The organism is Mesorhizobium sp. M7A.F.Ca.CA.002.05.1.1, assembly GCF_003998335.1.
Classification (GTDB): Bacteria; Pseudomonadota; Alphaproteobacteria; order Rhizobiales; family Rhizobiaceae; genus Mesorhizobium.
Genome location: NZ_RZQI01001033.1, coordinates 1 through 1963, shown reverse-complemented (window position 1 = coordinate 1963; position 1963 = coordinate 1). Strand labels below are relative to the sequence as shown.

The following is a 1963-nucleotide window of genomic DNA, read 5'->3' as shown; positions in this document are numbered from 1 at the left end:
CATGGCCACCACATGGCGATGAATGTCGATGTCGTGCTTCCCACCGCCATCGCCGAGACGGTCGCGAAGCAGGTCGGCGGCCTCGTCGCGCCGACCATCGCTTACGGCAACCGCTCGCAGCCGAGAACAGGCGGCGGCCCGGCCTTCCCCGGCACGATCAACATCACGGCGCATACGTTTTCGCTGCTGGTCAAGGATGTGATCTGCGATCTCTATCGCCAGAAGGTCCGGCGTATCGTTGTCCTCAACGGCCACTACGAGAACATCGGCCCGTCAATCGAGGGCATCGAACTGGCGCTCGACACCATCGGCCGCGAGCGTGCGGCGGATCTGACGATCCTGCGCATCGATCATTGGGAAATGGTGCGCACAGAGACGCTGGCGAAAGTGTTCCCCGATGGTTATCCCGGCATCGAGCTGGAACATGCGAGCGTCATCGAAACCTCGATGATGCTGGCGCTGCGTCCCGAGCTCGTCGACCTCGGCAAGGCACTGCATGACGGCCCGGCGCAGTTCAGGCCATATGATCGCTATCCCAAGCCAGCCGAGGAAGTGCCGCCATCCGGCGTGCTGTCGCTGACCGAGGGCTCATCGGCGGAAAAGGGCCGATGGTTGCTCGACGACTGCGAGACCCGCATTGCGGAAATCGTCAAACGCGAATTCTTCTGAGGTGCCGACACCATGAGCAGCAATTTCTTCCAGCCGATCGACGCCTCCGCCGTGCCTCGCTTCGCCGGACTTTCGACCTTCATGAGACTGCCGGCCGTGGCAAGCGCGGAGGGGCTCGACATCGCGCTCGTCGGCATACCGTGGGATGGTGGCACCACCAATCGCGCCGGCGCACGGCACGGCCCGCGCGAGATCCGCAACCAGTCGAGCCTGATGCGGCGCGCCCATCACGTCTCGGGGACCGAGCCGTTCAGCATCGCCAACGTCGCCGATGTCGGCGATCTCTCGGTCAATCCGATCAACCTGCTGGACGGGCTGAAGCGCATCGAGGACGGCATCGCGGCGATCGTGGCAGTGGGCGCCATTCCGCTTGCAGCGGGCGGCGATCATCTGACGACGTTGCCGGTGCTGCGCGCCGTGGCCCGCAAGGCGCCCGTCGGCATGATCCATTTCGACGCGCATTCGGACACCAATGACCGCTATTTCGGCGACAATCCCTATACACATGGCACGCCGTTCCGCCGCGCCATCGAAGAGGGGCTGCTCGATCCCAAGCGCGTCGTCCAGATCGGCATCCGCGGCTCGATCTATGAACCCGGCGAACATGACTGGGCGGTCGCCCAGGGCATCCGTATCATCTACATGGAGGAGTTCGTCAGGCGAGGCGCGGCCAGCGTCGTGGAAGAGGCGCGCGGCATCGTCGGAAACAATCCTGTTTATGTCACCTTCGACATAGACTGCATCGACCCATCGATGGCGCCTGGGACCGGAACGCCTGAACTTGGCGGCTTCACCACCCGCGAGGCCCAGGAAATGGTCCGCTTGCTCGATGGATTGAACATTGTAGGCGCCGACGTCGTGGAGGTGGCGCCGCCTTTCGACCTGGGTGGAATGACGGCGCTCGCCGGCGCGACGATGATGTTCGAGCTGCTGTGCGTGATGGCGAAGTCGGTTCAAGCAGCGAGAGCGCCAGACTGAGCGCAAGCGTCAAAGCCGCCTGACGCGTCGCCGTCCGCTCAAAGCGGATTCTCGGCATAGAACTCCAGCACGCGCTGCTTGAAGGTCTTGTCCCCGACGGCCAGCATATGGTCCCGGCCCTCGATGTGAAAGGCGCTGGCGTTCGGCATCAACGCTGCAAGCTCATCGGGCGAGCCGCCAATGTCGTCGGTGGTTCCGACGGCGACCAGCGTCGGCTGGGCGATGCGGGCGATATCCTGCTCGCTCAGCAATTCGCGCGATTTGGCGATGCAAGCGGCCAAGGCCCGGCGATCGCTGCGGGTCTGGTCGGCGAAGG

Annotated in this window: 3 protein-coding genes; 2 read left to right on the top strand and 1 reads right to left on the bottom strand. The window is 64.2% G+C overall.

Going from position 1 to position 1963, the window contains the following annotated elements:
• Together EN939_RS32080 and speB are read left to right on the top strand one after the other, a co-directional pair.
• Nucleotides 1-669, top strand: a 669-nt coding sequence (locus EN939_RS32080; RefSeq protein ID WP_127271575.1) for a creatininase, incomplete at its 5' end; no start/stop codon positions are given.
• A 12-nt stretch (nt 670-681) separates the two neighbouring features.
• The gene (gene speB, locus EN939_RS32075) at nt 682-1647 is read left to right on the top strand and encodes an agmatinase (protein ID WP_127271573.1); all 966 of its coding nucleotides are present in this window, start codon (nt 682-684) and stop codon (nt 1645-1647) included.
• A 38-nt stretch (nt 1648-1685) separates the two neighbouring features.
• On the opposite strand, the gene EN939_RS32070 is transcribed toward speB, so the two are convergent.
• Nucleotides 1686-1963, bottom strand: a 278-nt coding sequence (locus EN939_RS32070; RefSeq protein WP_164751419.1) for an alpha/beta fold hydrolase, incomplete at its 5' end; no start/stop codon positions are given.